Here is a 21,462-nt window from a genome sequence, read left to right on the forward strand (position 1 = left end):
TGCAAATGTATGATGGCACGCCGTATGAGGCGAAAGTCTCACGTACGGTGTAGAGCAGGGGAAAAGGTGGAGATAATATCAAATCCTTACCTATTGCTATAAATTTTAAGAAGTACAGGAGAAATGTTAAAAAATAATGGATATAACGTAAAGGTAATTAATCTTATAGATATGGCAAAGTCCGATTGCTATAATCCGTTTTCATATATAAGAGAAGAAACAGATGTCATTAAACTAATTACAAATTTAATTGCAAATACAACGCCTAAAGGAGCTAATCCTGCTGATCCATTTTGGGAAAAAGCAGAAGGAATGTTTCTACAGGCGTTATTTTATTATGTGTGGTTAGAAGTTCCACCTAAAAGGAGAAATTTTGAAACAGTACTTAAGTTGATGGGAAAGGCTGAAGTAAAAGAAAAAGGAAAACCATCACAACTTGATATCATAATGAGTGCATTGGAAGAAACAAGTCCGTTGGGAGTAAATCATCCAGCAGTAAAACAGTATAAAAAATGTATGAGAGGAGCAGGAGATACGGTACGTTCAATTATAATAAGTGCAAATTCAAGACTGGCTTTTTTGGAGAATAAAAAAATACTTAGAATTTTGTCCAAAGACGAATTGAATCTTGCGGACATAGGAATAGGTGCAAATGGAGATTGTGAAACAAAAACTGCATTGTTTTGTGTAATACCTGATTCTGATAAGTCTTATAACTTTATAATTGGGATGCTATACACGCAGATATTTCAGGAACTTTATTATCAGGCTGATTTTAATTTTGGTGGCAGATTGCCGATACATGTTACGTTTATGCTTGATGAATTTTCAAATGTTGCACTTCCGGATGATTTTTGTTCACTTTTATCAACAATGCGAAGCAGGGAAATAAGTTCGGTAATAATTATTCAGAATTTGGCACAGATAAAAGCATTGTTCAAGGATACATGGGAAACAATACCCGGTAACTGTGACACACTTATTTATTTAGGTGGAAATGAACAAAGTACCCATAAATATATATCAGAATTATTGGGAAAAGGGACAATTGAAAAAAAATCAAGTGGAGAAACAAGAGGACGACAGGGAAGCAGCTCAAGAAATTATGATGTACTTGGTAGAGAACTTATGACACCTGACGAAGCGAGAAAATTTGATAATAAAAAATGTCTAATATTCATAAGAGGTTTTGATCCTATTGTAGATAATAAGTTCAATCCATTTACTCATCCGGCATTTAATCAGACGGCAGATGGAAAAGGAAAATCATATGAACATATACCAAGGGAGGATTCGGTTATTATCGGACCTCCCTTTGAAATATTAAATAGAAAGTCATTGGAGTACTATGAAAGATTAAAAGAGAAAGGAAAAAACGTGTACATAGACAAGCTTACAATGGCGGAATTTATGCTTCTAAAAAATGAAACAGTGATAAAAAGGTTAAAAAAGATTGAACCTCAAAAAGAAAATTCAAAAGTAGATATGGAAATATTAGGAGAGCTTGAATATCAGGAAGATATGGAAAGCGCTAATGACACAAATGAAATTAAAAGGTTGAAAAAATTAAAGGAGGATACAGTTACAAATCGAATGATTTTTTGGAAGTTCTCAAAAGAACAGTGCGATGAAGTGAAGAAGGAAATGAGGGAAGGTGTTCCTGTTAATGTGATATTAAATTATTTTTACCCAGATGTTTCTGTGGAAAAAATGAGGAAGGAAAGACAAAAATATGGAAGTTAAGAAGATAGGAGAAACTATGACGAGAAATTTATTGGAAGAAGTGAGGAGACAAAAAGATATGAAAGGTATTGGTAAAAAAATAAAAAAAGAATTATTTCCTGTTTTATCAGGTTCGGTAGCAATGATGGAAATGTTATGTACAAGAGTAATGGCAGCAGATACAAGTTCTGTTACAAAACCTCTTGATAATCTGAAAACGCTGGTTATTGCAATTATTGGAGCAATTGGTGTAATTATTCTTGCTAAAAATGTAATGGAGTTTGCCCAGGCTTATCAGCAACAGGATTCATCCACAATGAATTCAGCATTAAAAGGAATAGTGGCTGGAGTAATGATGGCAGGTATATCATCAGTTCTTGGAATCCTTGGATTTTAGTCTTAAATCATGGAAGAAAAGAGGTGATGATATTTGGATATATTTAAACTAGGACAACAGATTCTGGATTTACTGGAGATGGTATTTGGATTTTGGAATAATCAAATATCACTTGTGTTTGCACTTTTAGGACAATCTCCTGAGTCATTTAAAGATGGAGGACCTTGGGGTGTAGTTCAAAGTATTGAACCTATCTTTGTTGGAGTAGGTTCATCTTTAGTTGTCTTGTTTTTTGTTATAGGCTTTTGTTCTGAAAGTGTGGATGTGAAAGAAGACATGAGATTTGAAGTAATATTAAGAATGCTTATGAGAATAGGAATAGCAGAATGGCTTGTTGCAAACAATGTAACCATAATGAAGGCATTTTTTACTTCGGTGGGAAATCTTGTAAAACTATTAAGTGCAGGAAAAATGGTTAAGCTTACCATAGACAGTACACAGGCGGAGATTATTAAAAATCTTGGATTTGGGGCAAGTCTGGTTATGTTAATTCTTACGTCAATACTATCAATAGTCATTATTATCTGTGGATTTTTTCTTATATATACAGTGTATTTCAGATTTTTAAAAATACTTATCATTGTTCCGTTTGGAGCAATTGCACTTTCAACAATAAGTGGGAATAGAATGGTAAGTCATACGGCTACCACATATGTAAGATATTTTTCGTCAATTGTGTTTGAAGCAGTAACAATGGCGCTTGCAATCATTGTATGTAATGCATTGATAAGTTCAGGGCTTCCGTCGTTTACGGGAGAGTATGCAGATTGGACACAGACTCTTATTTATTTGTGTGAAATGACATTTACTATAGCTTTGACAGTTGGAACAGTAAAGGGTGCACAGGGATTAACAAGTAAGGCGTTAGGATTGTAGTAGGACATAATGATATTAAGATAAAGGCAGGTGATGAATGTGTCAGTTGAAATAAACAGAGATATAGATAAATTTAAGGAATCAGTTGTTCTTGGACTTACAGCAAAGCAATTGATTGCTTCAGTATTAAGTATTTTAGTAGGTGGGACAATTGTTGTTCTTACATATAAAAAAGTTGGCTTTACACTATCAGCATACATTGCAATACCGATTGTTGCACCAATAGCACTAAGTGGATTTTATTCTTTTAACGGAATGAGTTTTATGCAAATGATGAAGAAAAGAATTAAATTTATGTTTAAGGTTAAACCGTTGGTTTATAAATCAACAGAAAACGTGAAAGAGTTAAAAGACATAGCAGACGTTATGGAGGAAGAAAATCAGAAATCAAAAAATAATGAAGATATAAATATTAAAAAAACGAAACAAAGAATGATAAGAATACTAGTAATTAGTATTGTATTTGTACTTACAGCCATAGGTATTGCCTATGGCTGTAAATATTTATAAGGAGGAAATTAAATGGGGTTATTTTCAGATGGATTTAAGGAATTAAAAAAAGCGTCGGAACCGATTTATAAAAGTCCTAAATCCATACAGGAAACTATAGAAATAATGGAAGTATCTGAAAATGGAATATTTAGAATACAGGAAAATAAGTATTCAAAAACATATAAGTTTATGGACATAAATTATACAACAGCAACTTATGAAGAACAGGAGGAAATACTTCAAAGATATTGTAAATTTTTAAATTCACTTGATTGTTCATTTAAGATAACAATCAATAATAAGAATAAGGATATGGAAGATTTAAGAAGATATATATTACTTCCATATTTAGATGATGGATTTGATAGATTTAGAAAAATTTATAACAATATAATTGAGGAAAAAATAAAAGAAGGGAGACAGGGAATTGAACAGGAAAAATATTTAACAATTACAGTGGAGAGAAAAAATTTTGAAGAAGCAAAAGCTCAGTTTGCAACAATAGAAGTAAATGTTAAGAAGGCATTTAATGAACTTGGAACAGGAATAACTTCATTAAGTGGAAATGAAAGATTGCGAGTACTACACGATTTTTATAACTTAGGAAAGGAAGACGAATTTGATTTCAATATAAGAGAAGCAAAGCATGTAGGAAGAGATTTTAGAAATGATTTATGTAACGGTATGATAAAGTTTTATCAGGATTATTTTGAGGATGAAAATAAGGCTTGTAGGGCTTTGTTTTTTAAAAAATATCCTAAAAGTCTTTCGGAGGAACTTCTTAATACAATAACAATGCTTCCTGTTCATATGATTACAAGCATAGATGTTGTGCCAATTCCAAAGGATATGACAATCAAATTATTACAGAAAAAATATCTTGGTGTTGAATCGGATATTATTAAACAGCAAAGAGTGAGAAATAAAAACAATGATTTCTCAACAGAAATATCATATTCGAAAAGAATGGAAAAAAAGGACATTGAGGATATGATGACTAATGTTAGAGAAAATGATGAGAGTATGTTTTATACATCAGTAAATATGGTTGTAATGGCAGAAACAAAAGAAGAATTGGACAGTGCGTGTGAAACAATTGTGACAATAGGAAAAAGCAATGGAGTTACAATAGATACCCATCAGTTTATGCAAAGAGAAGCATTAAACACTGTTCTTCCAATTGGTGTAAGACAGGTTGAAACAATGAGAACAATGTTGACAAATTCATTAGCGGGTCTTGTTCCTTTTAGTGTGCAGGAACTCAAGGATGATGGTGGCAATTATTATGGCATTAATCAGGTATCTAAAAATATAAATGTAGGAAACAGAAAAAAATTAATAAATGGTAACGGATTTGTTTTTGGTGTTCCGGGTTCTGGAAAATCATTTTTCAGTAAGATGGAAATGGGAAGTGTTTTCTTAAAGGGTGAGGATGATGTTATCGTAATTGATCCGATGCACGAATATTTTGATATTGCAAAGACTTATGGCGGAACCATTGTTAACCTGTCTACATATACAAATAATTTTGTTAATCCTTTGGATATGGATGTATGGAACCTTGATGCAAGAGATTCAAAGGGATGGATTAGAGAAAAATGTTCTTTTATGTTTGGATTGTGTGAGCAATGTTTAAATAAGCCACTTACCCCACAGCAGCGTTCCATAATTGATAGGTGTCTTACAGATATGTATTTGGATATAGCAAGGAGCAGAGAAAAGTATATACCGGTTATGTCTGACTTCTATGAAAGATTATTAAATCAAACTGATGCTGATGAAAAGAAAATAGCTAAGGATATTGCATTATCACTTGAAATATTTGTAAAAGGTTCTCTTAATATTTTTAATAATCAGACAAATGTGGACATGAATAACAGATTTACAGTATATGGAATTAGAGATTTAGGTCAGGATTTAGCACCTATATCAATGCTTATTATGATGGAAGCAATTCAGCAAAGAATCGTAGAGAACGGAGAAAAGGGCAGAGCAACATGGTTGTATATAGATGAAATCCATGTGTTGCTTAATTCAGAATATAGTGCAAAGTATTTACAGCAGCTATGGAAGAAAGTAAGAAAACAGGGTGGATTATGTACAGGAATAACACAGAACGTAGTTGACCTTTTACAGAATTATACAGTGACTACAATGCTTGCAAACAGTGAGTTTGTAGCAATTTTAAAACAGGCAAATACAGATGCAGAAAAAATAGCAGAAGTTGTAGGTGTTTCAGAATCACAATTGGAATTTGTAAGTAACGCTCCGTCAGGAATGGGATTGATAAAATGTGGAAATGTAATTATTCCATTTGATAATACAATTGGAAAAGATACAGAATTGTATAGATTATATAATACAAATATACATGAGAAAATTGATCAAAAAAAGTAGAGTAAAGTCATAATAGGTATATATTTTAAAGTTTTAATGTATATGATAAAATTAGAAATAAAAGTTGATAGTATTTGGAAAAATGTATAGGAGGAAATTATGGCTAAGGTACTTTCAAATGAAGAAATTAAAGACGTAATACTAAAATACGTAAGTGATGAAAGAAAAAAGCAAGCTATTCTTTTAAACGGTGAATGGGGGTGTGGAAAGACATTTTTTGTTAACGAGAAATTAATACCTGGATTAGAACAGGAAGGAATTCAGGTATTTTCAATATCATTATATGGAATAGCCAAGATTGAACAAATCCAAGATATAATTTATATGAAGTTGATGCAGAAAGTAATTAAAGATAAAACACAAAAAGTGGGATATTTTGGAGATGGATTAGCAAAAGTAATTAGCTTATGTGGAAAAAGTGGTATTAGATTTATTGATAATAAATTTAATATGGAGGGAACTGTTAGCGAAGAAATCAAAGCAATATTTGAAAAAAAGAAAGGTACTAATAAAAGATTAGTATTGATTTTTGATGATATAGAAAGATGCCAAATAAATATTATCGAATTAATGGGATTTCTTAATAATTTGTGTGAAAATAATGAATATAAAATCATTTTGGTTGCCAATGAGAATGAAATAAATAAAGTTGATGATGATATTAGTCAGACATTAAAATTTAGTATAGCCTTAAATAGTAGACTGGATATTAAAGAATTTGTAGAGAAGAAGCAAGAAAGTGATGAAATAAATAGAGAAGAGCTAAGAAAGATAGTGGATTATTATTTTGAAGGTAAGACTACATACGAAAAAACAAAGGAAAAGTTAATAGGGTTAACAATACCATATAATATACCATTGGAAGAGGTATTTGAGGATGTCATAGCTGATTGTGTAAAAGAAGATAATGTAAAAAAAATAATTATAGAAAATAAAGAAGAAATTATCTGTTTATTAAGAAAAGAAAAACATCAAAACTTGAGAACTTTGATTTCTGCATGCCTAGCCATTGAAGAGATTTATGTTGCATTGGATAAGGGAAATATTTCTAGAGAGAAATTGTTCTCGGAAGAGTTAAAAAACATTATTATATATATAGTATATACGGCTATACAGAGAGCAAAGGGAATAGACGGATATGTTTGGTCAAAAGATATAAGATATGGTTGTATTAATGATGGAATATTCTCAACTAACAAATTTAAAATATATGGTTATGCATTTATAGACGAATATTGGAAAACACAATGTGTTGATTGTGAAATTGCTTTAGAAGATGTACAAAATCGGATTGATGAAAAAAAATTGTTGAAAGAGAAGCTTATGAAGGATGAAGAGCATAAAGCGTTAGCACTTAACAGTTTATATGATTGGTATTTAATGCCAGACGAGGAAGTAAAAGAACTTGTTGACAAAATGCGAGAAGAACTGAAAGGGGGTGAATATTATCCTCAAGAATACAAGTCAATAATAAGTATATTAATGTGTATTAATAATCCTGATTTTGGATTAAATGCTGATAAGGAAAAAGAATCGACGGGAAAAATATATGATTCAACGCAAACTAATATGTTTGTAGAAATGAAGAAAAATGAAGAACAGCATCAAAATCATTATTATGAAGAGTGGGAAAAATTTAATATAGACGAATTTATAGACGATATGGTTAAAGATGTAGAAAACAAAAAATACAAATTAACCCCTCAAATGCTTGGAGTATTATCAGAAGATAAGCAATTTGCATTTGAATATATGAAATTTACGGAACCATTAATGAAAAAAATTGAGGAGGCTGAGGTCGATTCAATAATATCAGATGAAAAAGGTATAAAATTATCTGATATGAGTTGGAATGAACAATTAGAAATATATTGTAGAGATAATAAATCAAATTTTGTAAATTATGGGAAATTTATTTCGCTATTTGATTATGAAAAAATAAAAGATAAATTTTTTACAGCAACGGCTTTGGAAATACATTATTTTTCGTCTGCATTAAGCAGTGTATATTCATTTTATAATTTAAGTGATATATTTTCAGCAGACTATGAAGTGATAAAGGATTTATGCGAGTATATTTCAGAAAATAAGAATAAACTTAATAGAGAAAAAAGTAGAACAAAAGAAATGGCATTAGTTAGGTTACAAACAGATTTAAATAAGTATGTAAAATTAGTAAAAAGATAACAGAATTATGCCGTCAGAAAGCCAATACAAAGCTTAAGTGCTTTGTATTGGCTTTATTTACGTCAGGAGGGAAAATGGAGAGAAAAAGAAGGAGCATATATAGTCGTGATATGCCAAATTTTAACAGAAATGATACTGACAAAAGAAAAGTTATAAAGGATAAAAAGAGTATATTAAAAAGTGGTGGAAAAGTAATTGCACAAAAAAAGATGTTGGAGTCTGTAGAACAGTTAGATGGTGGTAAAGAGATAAGAGAAGCATTAGTAACGGCATCAGTTATTACAAAACCTTTTACCAAGGTGGCAAAAATTACACGTAAAAATATAAAAGAACAGGTAAAACAAAAACATATAAAGGAAGAGCACATAAAAAGTGTAAGAGGAAAGAACAGAAGTAAAAAGAAACAATTGCATAGTAAAGATTCAAACAACTTGCAAAAAAAAGAAAAGAATAAAACGGTACACCGCAAAGATAAAAGTGTAAAATCAGATTACAGAAAATTTGAACAGAGAAGTAAGGAAAATGTAAAAAGAACTAAGGATGTCGGTTCGGACAAAGTAAAAAAACAAAAATTAAATTATGTGTTAAGCAAATTGAAAAACAATAAATCAGATACAAGTGCAAACGTGAAAACATTGGATAGCGTAAAAAATATATTAATAAAAGCAGGAATGTGTTTATTACCATTTGCTTTAGTTCTTCTTATGATTGTATGCATTGCAGCCATAATAATAGCTCTTGTAATTGCACTTATATATAATTCACCATTTTCAATATTTTTTCCACCACTTGAAAATGGAGATACAATAATGACAGTCACCAGTCAGTATGTAGCAGAATTTAACAGAGAAATAAATACGTTAGTATCGGAACATAAAGAGTGTGATATTGGAAAGATAGTGTATAAAGATTATGAGGGAACATCAAATACACCATCAAATTATTATGATGTAATGAGTGTTTATATGGTTAAATATGGAATTGGAAACACGGCAACAGTAATGAATGAAAATGCAAAGACAGAGTTAAAAACAGTATTTGACGATATGTGTACATACACAACTTCCATAAATGAAGAAAAGATTAAAAATGACAAGGGAAAGAAGGAAAAGAAAAAAGTTTTATACGTTAATGTAAGTCTGAAAACATATTATCAGATGGAAACAGAATATAGTATGAACGAAAATGAAATAGAACTGTTGAATTCACTTATGAGTTCGGATGCAATGTTGGCATTAGGATATAATAATGGAAATTCAGGAACAGTAAATGGTGGAAATAAGAAGTCCTCATTATCACAGGAAGAAATTAACGAAATATTAAATGGAGTAACTGATATCAATGCAAATACAGTTTGCTCATTTGTGTTATCAAAAGTAGGATATCCATATAGCCAGCCACTTAGAAATTCAGGAACACATTTTGATTGCTCATCATTAGCATATTATGCTTGGAAAAGTGCCGGAATATCGGTAATGTGTGATGGGGCAAATACAGCAGCAGCCGAAGCAAAATGGTGCAATGATAATGGGTGTGTTGTAAAAGAAACAGATTTAAAGCCGGGAGACCTAATTTTTTACAGTTATTCAAATAACGGAAGATATAAAAATATCAGTCACGTGGGAATATATGTAGGAAAGGGTAAAATGGTGGAAGCAGTTGATGAGGCAACAGGAGTAGTATTACAGGATTATCATAATGGTTCGCTGGTTATGATTGGAAGACCTGACAAAAATAAAAAATAATTTAAAAGAGGAGTAGAGTTTTATCTGCTCTTTTTTGATTGGAGGAAAAATGAAAGAAATGTATTTAAGATATATGGAGTTTTTAATTGGAGAGCTTCATAAGGAATGGGAAAACAGTGGTTCAGAGACAGAAAAAGTTGTGTTAACTAAGGACGAAGCAAATGAACTAAAAAGAAAAGTAATGTTAAACATAGTAAGGCAGCAGGATGGTATTGACAATAATCAAAATATCATGTTTACGGAAAGCATTAAAATGTCAAAAGATAACTTTATTATGTTAAGAATTATTAAGAAACTGCTGGTGGAAATAAAAAAGGAGACAGATTTTGTCACGCTAAATTTAGATAAAGATGAGTATGAAAAATACACAAGTTTGGTGAAATTGAAAGAAGGTGACTAAAGTGGGAAAAAAGTACAAAATTATATATGCAGATCCACCATGGCAATATAGAGTTTACTCCCAAAAAGGTCAGGGAAGAAGTGCGGAGAATCATTATCACACAATGAATATTAAAGATATAATGGCTCTTCCAGTCGATAAAATCGCCGATAAGGATTGTATTTTATTTTTATGGATAACATTTCCATGCCTAAAAGAAGGAATAGAAGTAATGGAAAGATGGGGATTTAAATATAAGACGTGTGGCTTCAATTGGGTGAAAAGAAATAAGAAAAAGAACACGTATTTTATGGGACTGGGATTTTGGACACGTTCAAATTCGGAGGTATGTCTGATAGGAACAAAAGGACAGCCTAAACGTGTATCAAAGTCAGTGCTGCAGATATGTGATGCAAGAATAATGGAACATAGTAAGAAACCCGCAGAAATAAGGGAACGTATAGTTGAATTGTGTGGCGAATTACCACGTGTTGAACTATTTGCAAGAGATAAAGTAAAAGGATGGGATAGCTTAGGAGATGAAATTGATGGAAAGGACATAAGAGAAGCGTTCAGGGAGGTTATAGAAAATAATGAGTGCTGATTACAAGGTACAGAGACTTTACGATGAATATATTAAGGATATTGTATCAGATTCAGATAAATGGAAAAAATTTTTAGAATTAACAGGAAGATTATACAGATATGAATTTGATAATATTTTAATGATGTATGCACAGCGACCAAACGCAACTCTTGTGGGAGATTATGATTCATGGAAAAAGGTAGGAAGATATGTAAAAAGAGGAAGTAAGGGAATTGCAATTTTTCCATCGAAAGTTTTGAAACCACATATGCGATATGTGTTCGATATATCTGATACAGCAGGAAGAAATGTTAATCTCATATGGAATTTAAATGATTATAATTTAAAAATTATGGTAGATAAACTGATTGACGAGGGAAAAATTCAACCATATATAAGTAATGAAAAAAATAATTTACAAAAGCTCTTAAAGAACTATACAAAGATAAATGTACGATCTATAATAAGGGAGAAATCAGAGGCTATGATTTCAGAACTTAATCAGATTACAGGTGGTGTGATTAAAGATAGAGATAATAAAACGCAGGGGCCTACAGTAGAGGAAATGTTATATAAAAGTGTTTTCTATGCAGTAGGAACAAGATGTGGATTTAACATGTCTTCTGAAGAACAAGATATGAATTTTGTAATAAATATATCTGGCGAAGATAATATATACCGTTTTGGTTCCCTTGTATGTGACGTATCCTGTAGTGTTCTTAAAGAGTTTAATTACAGAGTAAGACATATTGAAAATGAAAGGAGAGTCACAAATGGAAGAAATGAGACTAATGTACCACAAGAAAGCAGATGGAATGTTGTATCCCAACCTAAAACTGCCGGAAATTCAGAAAGAAGATTTGACGCAGGTGGGAAAATACGGGATGATGGCAGCAGAATACCTGAAAGACAACGAGAGAAACAGGTACAACACACTTTATCGTTTAGGGAGATTAGGCGAAAAGATGAAGGAAGTGGACGAGGAAGCCAACAATTTATTGGAAACATTAATGAGGAATTATCTAAAAATACACAAGCCGAAGGAGCCATCTTCAACAATGGAAATGTGGAAGAAAAGGGAGCAGGCAAAAATGATGGCGGAAGAAGTAGTTCTGAAGCGGATAGTGTACAGATTTCATTAGAGAGTGTATCTGGAACGGAAGAGAATACATCTATTGATGAAGAAATAGAAAGAGAATTAGAAGAAATTGATTCATTAGGAATAGGAGAGGAAGCAGGTTTTGAACAGGCTTCCTTTTTCTTTGATGAAAATACAAAAGAAATAGGAATATCAGATGAAAAAAGGGTAAAGAATTTACCAAGTGGGAAAAAAGAGAAATATACATACTTAAATCCTAAAAATGCAAGGATTGTACCACATGAATATATAGTTACAGTATTGTTAAAAGGAACAGGTTTTGCAGGGGGCAAGGAAAGAGTATATAACATTTATAAAAATGTTGCAAAGGCATCGGAACGTGAAAAATTAATTAAAAAGGAATATGGTCTTGGTGGAGCCGGTTGGCCAATAGAGAATTATGGACTACATGGATATGATACATTTAAACCACAGGGTATAAGATTTCAGTGGAGAGATATAGAAGGGGAAAAAGAAGGATATTTAAGTTGGAAATCTGTAGAAGAAGAAATTGGAATTCTTATAAATAAAGGAATTTATTATGAAAAAATCAATGAGGAAGAGATAATAGGAGATTATGACATTCCCGATGAGGTTTTTGAAATGGAAAAAAAACCAATAGCGGATATGGAAAAATCAAAGAAAGATGATTCCAATAAAAACGATGTATTATTAAAAAACAATTATCATTATAATTTATGGGAAATAGAAAAGGGAGGTGCAAAAACAAGATACAAATGGAACGTGGAAGCAATAAAAACACTAAAAAGAATTGAGAAAGAAGGAAGAATTGCAAATATGGAAGAGCAGAAAATACTTTCGCGATATGCAGGATGGGGAGGATTATCGGAAGCATTTGATGAAAAAAATAACTTATGGAGGGATGAATATAGAGAAATAAAAGAATTGTTGACACATTCCGAATATGACAATGCTAGAGCAAGTGTAAATAATGCTTTTTATACTTCTCCCGAGATTGCAATGTGCATAAATCAGAAAATTTCAAATTTGGGAATATCTAAAGGAAGCATTCTTGAACCATCAATGGGAATCGGTAATTTCTTTGGAAGTATGCCTGCTTCAATGAACGAATGTAAACTATATGGTGTGGAAATAGATGAAGTTACGGGAAGAATAGCCAAACAGCTTTATCAAACTGCTAATATTACAATATCAGGATTTGAGGAAACGAATTTTAATGACAATTTTTTTGATATTGCTATAGGAAATGTACCGTTTGGAGATTACAAAATATATGATGCAAAATATAATAAACTTAATTTTCGGGTCCATGACTATTTTATTGCAAAAACACTCGATAAGATAAGACCGGGAGGAATAGCAGCTTTAATAACAACAAAAGGAACTATGGACAAAGCTAATCCAAATGTAAGAAAATATATTGCACAAAGGGCAGAACTTGTGGGTGCTGTAAGACTTCCCAATAATGCATTTAAAAACAATGCAGGAACAGAGGTTACATCAGACATTCTTTTCCTGAAAAAAAGGGAAAGGCAAATAGATATAGAACCTGACTGGGTGCATCTTGGTTATACAAAAGACGGTATACCGATTAATTCATATTTTGTCGAACATCCTGAAATGGTATTAGGAAAAATGGAATATGATACAGGAAGATATGGAGTTGAAAGTCAGTATACCGTTTGTGTAAATAATGATGAAAATTTTAATATGTACGAAAGCCTTAGCAATGCACTAAATAATGTTAATACTTCAATATCAAATTTTGAAATAGAGGAAACAGAGAAGAATGATGAAGTAATTATTGCAAATTCGGATGTTAGAAATTATACATATTCCTTTATGGATGGCAAACTCTATTTCAGACAAAATTCAAAAATGTATTTAAAAGAATATTCAAAACTAACAATAGATAGAATTAAAGCTCTTAACGAAATACGAAGTATAACAAGACATATTATTGAAATACAGTCGGAAGGATGTAGTGAAGAAGAATTAAAAAATGCTCAAAGAGAATTAAATAATAGTTATGATACATTTGTAGATAAGTATGGAAGAATTACTTCAAGGGCAAATGACAGAGCATTCCGTGATGATGCAGACTATCCTTTGTTGTGCTCTCTTGAAAATGTGGATGAAAATGGTTATGTTACTAAGGCTGATATGTTTTATAAACAGACTATCAAACCGGAATTAACAATAAACAGAGTTGAGACAGCAATTGAGGCATTGAATATTTCGATAAATGAATATGGAAAAGTAAACATTCCATTTATTTTGAGCATATACATACCTGATATAAGTGGAGAAGTAGGAAAAAATGTGGAGAGTGGTAAAACTAAAAGACAAAAATTAATTGAAGAACTTAAAGGAATTATATTTTTGAATCCAACGCAGTATGATGAAAAAAATCCGGATGGAGGATGGGAAACGTCAGATGAATATTTGTCTGGAAATGTTAGAAGTAAACTTGTAATAGCAGAAAGATTTGCAAAGGAACAGCCGGAATTATTTCAAATAAACGTGGAAGAATTAAAAAAAGTCCAACCAATAGACCTTGATGCTTCGGAGATTGATATAAGGATAGGAACAACATGGATTGATGAACAGGACTATGAGCAATTTATTTATGAATTGCTTGGAACACCACAAAGAGTAAGGGCAATAAGAAGCGGAAAGTATTCATCAGGTATTATTGTTCATCTAAATAAATATAGCATGGAATGGTTTATAGAAAATAAATCAAAGGATAAGCATTCTGTGGCAGCTTCCAAAACATATGGAACAAGCCGCATGGATGCTTATTCTATTTTTGAAGCATCACTTAACCTAAAAACCGTAACAGTAAGAGACAAAATCGATGATGGAGATGGAAAATATCATTACGTGATTAATAGAAACGAAACAATGCTTGCAAGAGAAAAGCAGAATCTTATTAAGGAAAAATTTAGAGAATGGATATTTGCGGATCCGGTTAGACGAAAGAAGTATGTTGATTATTACAATGAAACATTTAACAATATAAGACTTCGTGAATACGATGGCTCGGTACTTTCATTTCCAGGAATGAACCCTGAAATAGAGTTGCGACCTCATCAGAAAAATGCGGTAGCAAGAATTCTACTTGGAGGTAATACATTACTTGCCCATTGTGTGGGAGCAGGAAAATCATTTGAGATGATGGCAGCATGTATGGAACAAAAAAGACTTGGTCTTGCAAATAAAACAGTAATGGTAGTTCCAAAAGCATTAATAAATCAAACAGCATCTGAATTCTTGAGATTATACCCATCTGCAAACATTCTAGTAACAACCGAACGTGATTTTGAAAAGAGTAGGAGACAACAGTTTATATCAAGAATTGCAACGGGAGATTATGATTGCATAATAATGTCTCACTCGCAGTTTGAAAAAATCCCAATTTCAGCAGCGAGAAAGGAAAGAATGCTTAATGAACAAATAGAGCAGATAGCATATGCCATAGAGGAGACAAAAGAAAAGAATGGTGAGCGCTGGACTGTTAAACAGATGGAAACACAGAAGAAAAAGCTTCAAGAACAATTAAAGAGTCTTGCAGACGAAGAAAGGAAAGATGATTTGATTACTTTTGAGGAACTTGGTATTGACAGTATTATGGTAGATGAAGCTCATAATTACAAGAATTTGGCAATATTTTCAAAGATAAATAATGTTTCGGGAATTAGTGGTTCGGGAGCAAAAAAAGCAACAGATATGCAATTAAAATGCCAATATATTAATGAGATAAATCCCGGAAGAGGAATTGTTTTTGCAACAGGAACCCCAATTAGTAATACTATGTGTGAGATGTATGTAATGCAAAGTTACCTTCAAAAAGATACGTTGGAGCAGATGGGAATATATCATTTTGATTCATGGGCAGCCAATTTCGGTGAAATAACAACAGCATTAGAACTTACAGTTGAGGGAAGTGGCTTTAGAATGAAAAACAGATTTAATAAATTTACCAATTTACCAGAGTTAATGAATATATTTAAACAGGTAGCGGACGTGCAAACACAGGACATGCTTGAACTCAATGTTCCTAAATTAAGAGATGGTCAATACATTATTGTGGAATCAGAACCAGATTGGTACGTAAGGCAGATAATGGAGGATTTTGTTAGGAGAGCGGAGGCTATCAGAAATGGTGGAGTGGATTCAAGCATAGATAATTTTTTGAAAATAACACACGAAGCAAGACTGCTTGGAACGGATGCAAGACTTCTTGATAAAGACGCACCCAATAATCCTGACGGAAAATTAAATAAGGTAATTGATAATGTGTTTTATGAATATGGAAAAGCAAAAGATGAAGAAAAAATAGGATGTCAGCTTATTTTTTCAGATATAGGAACACCTGGGGAAAAGGATTTTGACGTATATAATTACATAAAAACAGAACTTATAAAAAGAAACATACCTGAAAATGAAATAGCATTTATACATGATGCAAAAACAGATGCACAGAGAGAAACATTATTTAAGTCAATGAGATCAGGAAAGAAGAAAATACTTATTGGTTCTACAGATAAATGTGGCACGGGAGTAAATGTACAAACACATATTGTGGCAATTCATCACGTAGATTGTCCATGGAAACCGTCGAGCATTGAGCAGAGAGAGGGAAGGGGAATACGACAAGGAAATGAAAATAAAGAAGTAGCAGTGTACAGATATGTTACAAAAGAAACATTTGATGCGTATTCATGGTCACTGGTAGAGAATAAGCAGAGATTTATTAGTCAGATAATGACGAGCAGGGCTGTATCAAGAACGTGTGAAGACATAGATGAGGCAACATTGTCGTATGCAGAAATAAAGGCAGTTGCTACAGGAAATCCATTAATAAAAGAAAAAATGGAAGTTGACAATGAATTACAACGATTAAAAATACTGAAAGCATCTTATGACAGCCAAAGATATACTTTTCAGGATAATTTTATGATTAAGTTTCCTAAATTAATTAAAGCAGCAGAAGAAAAAATTGAATGTGTGAGAAAGGACATTGAACTTAGAAATGCTGAGCGTGTAAAAAGCGAAGAATTTTCAATAATAATAGGTAATATGTTGTATACCGAGAGAAACGATGGAGGGACAGCCATGCTTGAAGAGATAAGCAAGTATAAAGCAGGTGATACTTATGAGATTGGAAAGTTCAGAGGATTTAATCTGTTGGTTGAAAGGAATTATATGGGAATAAATTTCTTAATACTTCAGGGAAAAAACGAGTATAAGGCAGAAATGTCTACAAGTGCTGTTGGAAATATGATAAAGCTGGATAATATGTTTAATAACATAGAAGAAAATGAAGAGTTTCTAAAAAAGAAGATAGAACAGTATAAAAGAGATTTAGAATCTTCAAAAATAGAATATGAAAAGCCTTTTGTTTATGAGGAAGAGCTTAAGGAGAAGTTAAAACGTCAGGCAGAATTAAATTCTATGTTGGATTTGGAAAAGAATATTGGTGAAGAAATAAAAGAAACAGAAAAAGAAGAAATATATAGCAGAGAAGGAGAAAAAAATGAAGTATACAGTAAAAGTAAATAAAGTAAGAAAAAATGAAGGAAATTTAAGAGGGTTTGCAACAGTAGTATTTGGTAAGTCATTTAAAATTACAAACATTGCCATTCTTGAAAATAGTAATGGAAATCTGTTTGTATCAATGCCAAGGTATAGAAGCAGTGAGGTGGATGAGCATAATAATTTCGTTTTTAAGGACATATGCAACCCTATAACAAAGGAGTTCCGTACAGAATTGTATGATGCAATAATTGAAGGATATAAGAATGATGGAAAAGAAAATAATGAGCTAAATACAGAAAAAAATGAGATAGAGGAGCCACCATTTACAGTAAAAGTTACACCGTACGAAAGAGAGGGGAGCAATATAAAAGGTCTTGCAAGAATTTATTTAGATGACAAATTTGTAATAAATAACGTGACACTGATTCAGGGAAAGGATAATGTGTTTGTGGCAATGCCCTCATATAGGACAAAGCAGAAAGATAAGGATGGAAAGACGGTATATAAGGATATATGCTTTCCAGTGACAAAAGAGTTTAGGGAGGTGTTATATGAGAAGTTAATTAAATCGTATAATATTACTAAGCAAAAAGATATGACAAAACTCGGAAATAATTATATAGAGCAGAGAACAACGGAAAAATTCAGATAGAATAGAAGTATAAGATAAAAAATTAAAATTAAATATTATGAAAAAAGTAGATGAAAATATTAATTGTGAGGAATATTGGTAGAAAGTAACTAAAGTCTGGTAATAGTTTTCTGGTAAATGTACAGTATATTTAATAAAACTTTTAATTGAAAAAAACAACTATGAAAATTTTATATAATAGTATTACAAAGACGCAATAATAATGTAGAGTGAAATAACGTAAAGATGAACCAGTATTGCTTGAGTTTATATGTGAAAAAATTGACAGAAAATAGACTTTTTTACTGTATGTGTAGGTGAATCAATATTAGATAGACTGTATTATTAGGAGGAAAACATTAATGAAATATAAAACACTTGTTGTAGATGATGAAAAAATATTAACTGAATTGATTTCAGATTATTTTTTAGTTTAGGATATACAGTTTATGTAGCAGGAAGTGGCGAGGAAGCAATAGATAAATTGAAATTTCGACCAAATCTGATATTACTTAATACAAATATGCCAGGAATGAATGGCTTGGAATTGTGTAAGAAAATAAGAAATCATATTCTTTGCCCAATTATATTTCTCACTGCAAGGATTACAGAACAGGATAAAATTAATGGATTACGAATTGGTGGAGATGATTATATAATAAAGCCATTTAATATGGAGGAGTTGAAGCACATTTAAGACGGGATGAGAGAGGTAAGAATATATCAAGAATAATATCTTCAAATGGATTATTTATTGACTGTTTACAAAGAACGGTATTTTTTGGAGATGAAGAAATTGTATTTCCAAAAAAGGAATTTGATATTATAGAATTTTTGCTACAAAATGCAAATCAGGTATTTGATAAAGAACATATATATGATGAGGTGTGGGGATTTGAATCAGATGGATGTGCAGATGTAGTGAAAGAGCATATTCGAAGAATACGAACAAAATTACATAATGTAACAGGAAATGAATATATTGAAACGGTATGGGGATTGGATACAAATGGATAAAGTAAATAAGAAAAATAAACAATCATTAAAAAATCTTTTGTAAAAGCTATGAGCTTGACAGGATTTATTGCACTCATATTATCGTTATTATCTATTAAAGGATTATATTTTGTTCAGAAAAAATAATGCCAGATTCAAACAGTGTATGGATGACAATAGATGAAAACTATACTAATGGAACAACAACAGAATATGGTCAACTAATAACATACGGAGAAAAAACAAAAAGATTAAAGTTAGTTGATTCAGATGGTTCATCAGAAATAAAAGATATATGTTTTACAGTAAAGCCGGAAAATGCAGAATATACTATGTTGATTCCAAAAAGAAAACTTGCGTGTAGAGGATTATTTGTATTTATGTTTCTAATACCGGTTTTATTTGCGGGAGTAGGAGTTGGATTGTGTGGATTGTGGTTCTATAGAAAGAAAATTTGGATTTCGCCGTTTACTATGATAGTGATGATGAATTAGGAGAATTATGTGAATCTTTCGGAAAAATGAGACAAATACTTTATCACAATACAATAGAATTGTGGAATATGGTGGAAGACAGAAAGAAACTTCAAGCATCGGTAGCTCATGACTTGAGAAAACCTATAGCTATAATTTCAGGGTATATTGATTTTTTAAAAGTTAATATTCCTAAGGGAAATATAACAGAGGAGAAATTACTTTATATATTGGAGAATCTTTCAGATACCTCAAGGCGTATGGAATTATATACCGATTCTATTAGAAATATAAATCAACCTGAGGAGTTAAAGGTTGAGAATAAGGAGTACGATTTACAGAAAATTGTAGTAGGGATAGTAGATGATTTTAGAGTTTTGGCAAAACATCATAATTTAAAATTAGAAATCAAAAATGAAATAGAAGAGTGCAAGGCAGTTTTTGATAAGCAGTGTTTTTGTAGAATTTTAGAAAATATATTTGCAAATGCATTTAGATATGCAGATACCAGGATTATTATCACATTTAAGACAGAAAAAAACAAATTTATTACCATGGTGTGTGATGATGGACAAAGATTTACTAGAGAAAATTTGCAAAATAAGGATAAAGTATTATTTTATACAAAAATGTCAGATGGGCATATGGGAATGGGACTGACTATTAGTAGAATTTTAAGTGTAAAAATATAAAAATAGACTTTTATTTTTAATGATTATATTAATATTTGCAATGCTGGTGAGTTTAATGACGGCTTTTGGAAATAGATATGACATTAATGAAGTAGAAAGTCAGGAAAGTAATAATACAGAAGAACAAAAAGAAGATGTTTTTAAAGATGATAATACGGCAAGTTGGTCTATGGGACATGGGGCTAAAAAACAAATAGAGAGATAAAGATGGAAATATTTTGCCGTTTAAATATGTGGGTGGTGAGTTTTCTATTGATTATACCATAGATGCGGTAGGAAAAGGAAAGACTATAGGATTATTATTATTTTTGGATGGAGAACCACAACAATATAGTGTAAAAAATAAATTTGAAAAAAGACTATTATCATTCCTTTAAAATTCAGAAAGATGAAGAAAAAATAAATTTCACGATGTGTTTTAATCCCAATAAAGGAAAGAAAGGAGGAACTTTAAATCTTACGGTTGTAGCAATATATAATGCGGATTATCAAACTGATATGAAAAACTACAAGTTTTGGATTTTATCATAATGCGTTACTGGAACTATACCAGATAAAATTTCAGGTTAGCGCAGAAAAAATAGGAAACAAATAATATTTATTATAGTTAGAAGAAATTTCGGATTTAGATGAGAAAGTATTATTAGGAAAACAAATTGGAGTAATAAGTTTGGGTATTAAGAATAGTAGTTCGTTTTTTTCTCCTAAATAGGTATATGCTTACTAATATATTTTGATATTAATGGTGGTATTGCATAGATAAGTGTCATCCTACAAAGTACATCAACAGAACATCAAATCAGATACTGGGTGAAGCGAAGACTACGAAAGGAAACATATACAGATGGAACGTACCTGAACAGATGAAATAACAGTTGAAAATATAATATTACGGGAGTTTATGAGAGAACACGGAAACAAATCAAAAAGTTATATAATTTCAATATAGGCGACAATGACGGGAATGATGACCAGAAAAATATTTAGCATAAGAGAACAATTGAAGTTAATATAAATACCCTTAATCTGCTTGATTACACGATATCTGAAAGACAATGAATGTCAGGGATGCAAAAAGCACCGAAGTCTGTGGCCTTGGCATTTATTATCCTTAAGATAGAATATTGCCAAGCGGAAATAGAATCAATAAAGTAAATTTAGGAAAATAAAGCAGAATTCATTATATCTAAGGAGTTCTCTAATCTTTCCTAACTGACAGTATAAT

15 protein-coding genes and 1 pseudogene are annotated in these 21,462 nt (G+C 31.4%); all 16 read left to right on the plus strand.

Annotated features, from left to right (window positions below; genetic code table 11):
- Nucleotides 1-102 precede the first annotated feature (102 nt).
- Nucleotides 103-1,743 (plus strand): annotated as a pseudogene (locus ACZM4J_RS09710) (VirD4-like conjugal transfer protein, CD1115 family); the annotation flags it as partial.
- Nucleotides 1,744-1,759: 16 nt separating this feature from the next.
- Nucleotides 1,760-2,119, plus strand: a complete 360-nt coding sequence (locus tag ACZM4J_RS09715) for a hypothetical protein (protein WP_478284395.1) — start codon at nucleotides 1,760-1,762, stop codon at nucleotides 2,117-2,119.
- Between the two features lie 33 nt (nucleotides 2,120-2,152).
- Nucleotides 2,153-2,995, plus strand: coding sequence for a hypothetical protein (locus ACZM4J_RS09720; RefSeq protein WP_302624171.1), 843 nt, complete (start codon nucleotides 2,153-2,155; stop codon nucleotides 2,993-2,995).
- Nucleotides 2,996-3,028: 33 nt separating this feature from the next.
- Nucleotides 3,029-3,505 (plus strand): PrgI family protein, encoded by a 477-nt coding sequence (locus tag ACZM4J_RS09725; RefSeq protein WP_303152017.1) that lies wholly within the window; start codon nucleotides 3,029-3,031, stop codon nucleotides 3,503-3,505.
- Nucleotides 3,506-3,517: 12 nt separating this feature from the next.
- The gene (locus ACZM4J_RS09730) at nucleotides 3,518-5,884 is read left to right on the plus strand and encodes a VirB4-like conjugal transfer ATPase, CD1110 family (RefSeq protein WP_489486046.1); all 2,367 of its coding nucleotides are present in this window, start codon (nucleotides 3,518-3,520) and stop codon (nucleotides 5,882-5,884) included.
- A 99-nt stretch (nucleotides 5,885-5,983) separates the two neighbouring features.
- Complete coding sequence (locus ACZM4J_RS09735) at nucleotides 5,984-8,071, plus strand: P-loop NTPase fold protein (protein ID WP_489486047.1); 2,088 nt, start codon at nucleotides 5,984-5,986, stop codon at nucleotides 8,069-8,071.
- A gap of 74 nt (nucleotides 8,072-8,145) precedes the next feature.
- Nucleotides 8,146-9,816: a C40 family peptidase gene (locus ACZM4J_RS09740; protein ID WP_489486049.1), complete on the plus strand. Its 1,671-nt coding sequence runs from the start codon at nucleotides 8,146-8,148 to the stop codon at nucleotides 9,814-9,816.
- A gap of 49 nt (nucleotides 9,817-9,865) precedes the next feature.
- Nucleotides 9,866-10,216, plus strand: coding sequence for a hypothetical protein (locus ACZM4J_RS09745; protein ID WP_215715398.1), 351 nt, complete (start codon nucleotides 9,866-9,868; stop codon nucleotides 10,214-10,216).
- A gap of 1 nt (nucleotide 10,217) precedes the next feature.
- The gene (locus tag ACZM4J_RS09750) at nucleotides 10,218-10,799 is read left to right on the plus strand and encodes an MT-A70 family methyltransferase (protein WP_489486050.1); all 582 of its coding nucleotides are present in this window, start codon (nucleotides 10,218-10,220) and stop codon (nucleotides 10,797-10,799) included.
- Nucleotides 10,789-17,469 (plus strand): helicase-related protein, encoded by a 6,681-nt coding sequence (locus ACZM4J_RS09755; protein ID WP_489486052.1) that lies wholly within the window; start codon nucleotides 10,789-10,791, stop codon nucleotides 17,467-17,469. Before ACZM4J_RS09750 ends, ACZM4J_RS09755 begins: the two co-directional genes overlap by 11 nt.
- A complete protein-coding gene (locus ACZM4J_RS09760) occupies nucleotides 17,444-18,097 on the plus strand; it encodes a SpoVG family protein (RefSeq protein ID WP_489486054.1) in 654 nt (217 codons plus the stop codon). Before ACZM4J_RS09755 ends, ACZM4J_RS09760 begins: the two co-directional genes overlap by 26 nt.
- A 463-nt stretch (nucleotides 18,098-18,560) precedes the next feature.
- Complete coding sequence (locus ACZM4J_RS09765; RefSeq protein ID WP_341466444.1) at nucleotides 18,561-18,773, plus strand: response regulator transcription factor; 213 nt, start codon at nucleotides 18,561-18,563, stop codon at nucleotides 18,771-18,773.
- Nucleotides 18,774-18,910: 137 nt separating this feature from the next.
- On the plus strand, nucleotides 18,911-19,093 hold the full coding sequence (locus ACZM4J_RS09770) for a winged helix-turn-helix domain-containing protein (protein WP_489486055.1): 183 nt from the start codon (nucleotides 18,911-18,913) through the stop codon (nucleotides 19,091-19,093).
- Between the two features lie 125 nt (nucleotides 19,094-19,218).
- Complete coding sequence (locus tag ACZM4J_RS09775; protein ID WP_118037533.1) at nucleotides 19,219-19,566, plus strand: hypothetical protein; 348 nt, start codon at nucleotides 19,219-19,221, stop codon at nucleotides 19,564-19,566.
- A complete protein-coding gene (locus ACZM4J_RS09780; protein ID WP_489486056.1) occupies nucleotides 19,527-20,237 on the plus strand; it encodes a sensor histidine kinase in 711 nt (236 codons plus the stop codon). Before ACZM4J_RS09775 ends, ACZM4J_RS09780 begins: the two co-directional genes overlap by 40 nt.
- Nucleotides 20,238-20,292: 55 nt before the next feature.
- Nucleotides 20,293-20,442 (plus strand): hypothetical protein, encoded by a 150-nt coding sequence (locus ACZM4J_RS09785; protein WP_489486057.1) that lies wholly within the window; start codon nucleotides 20,293-20,295, stop codon nucleotides 20,440-20,442.
- Nucleotides 20,443-21,462: the final 1,020 nt, after the last annotated feature.

The sequence above is a fragment of the Eubacterium sp. genome (assembly GCF_057858645.1).

Bases quoted from the DNA above. Each gene is read 5' to 3' on its own strand.
- ACZM4J_RS09715 (WP_478284395.1), top strand. From the start codon at position 1,760: ATGACGAGAAATTTATTGGAAGAAGTGAGGAGACAAAAAGATATGAAA.
- ACZM4J_RS09725 (WP_303152017.1), top strand. From the start codon at position 3,029: ATGAATGTGTCAGTTGAAATAAACAGAGATATAGATAAATTTAAGGAA.
- ACZM4J_RS09730 (WP_489486046.1), top strand. From the start codon at position 3,518: ATGGGGTTATTTTCAGATGGATTTAAGGAATTAAAAAAAGCGTCGGAA.
- ACZM4J_RS09735 (WP_489486047.1), top strand. From the start codon at position 5,984: ATGGCTAAGGTACTTTCAAATGAAGAAATTAAAGACGTAATACTAAAA.
- ACZM4J_RS09740 (WP_489486049.1), top strand. From the start codon at position 8,146: ATGGAGAGAAAAAGAAGGAGCATATATAGTCGTGATATGCCAAATTTT.
- ACZM4J_RS09745 (WP_215715398.1), top strand. From the start codon at position 9,866: ATGAAAGAAATGTATTTAAGATATATGGAGTTTTTAATTGGAGAGCTT.
- ACZM4J_RS09755 (WP_489486052.1), top strand. From the start codon at position 10,789: ATGAGTGCTGATTACAAGGTACAGAGACTTTACGATGAATATATTAAG.
- ACZM4J_RS09760 (WP_489486054.1), top strand. From the start codon at position 17,444: ATGAAGTATACAGTAAAAGTAAATAAAGTAAGAAAAAATGAAGGAAAT.
- ACZM4J_RS09775 (WP_118037533.1), top strand. From the start codon at position 19,219: ATGCCAGATTCAAACAGTGTATGGATGACAATAGATGAAAACTATACT.
- ACZM4J_RS09785 (WP_489486057.1), top strand. From the start codon at position 20,293: ATGACGGCTTTTGGAAATAGATATGACATTAATGAAGTAGAAAGTCAG.